This is a genomic window from Sabulibacter ruber (assembly GCF_017355955.1).
Lineage (GTDB): Bacteria > Bacteroidota > Bacteroidia > Cytophagales > Hymenobacteraceae > Nibribacter > Nibribacter ruber_A.
In genome coordinates this window covers 1-258 of sequence record NZ_JAFFID010000163.1, presented here as the reverse complement: position 1 = coordinate 258, position 258 = coordinate 1, and the positions used below count along the sequence as shown (strand labels likewise).

The 258-nt window shown below is 66.7% G+C and carries 1 protein-coding gene; it reads left to right on the top strand.

Annotation, left to right across the window (positions count from 1 at the left end):
• A partial coding sequence (locus tag JT719_RS24875; RefSeq protein ID WP_207436464.1) for a hypothetical protein occupies positions 1 to 258 on the top strand: 258 nt, incomplete at both ends.

The window sequence follows — 258 nt, the reverse complement described above, 5'->3', positions numbered from 1 at the left end:
AACGAACGGATTGCCGAGGCTCCGCTGAAGGACAAGGTCGTGTCTTTGGACAACCCCACCCCCTCCGCCCTGCAATCCCCCGAGGATCTCGGGAAGGATTTCTCCGGCACGATCGACCTCATCACGCCGGAAGGCGTGTACGGGTGGGCTTGGCTGCGCAGCGCGCCGCAGGAGCGCCAGGCGATCGACATCCTGTACGGCAAGGAGCTGCTCGGCACGGTCGTCGCCGGGAACAGGCGCGACGACCTGGTCGCCTCC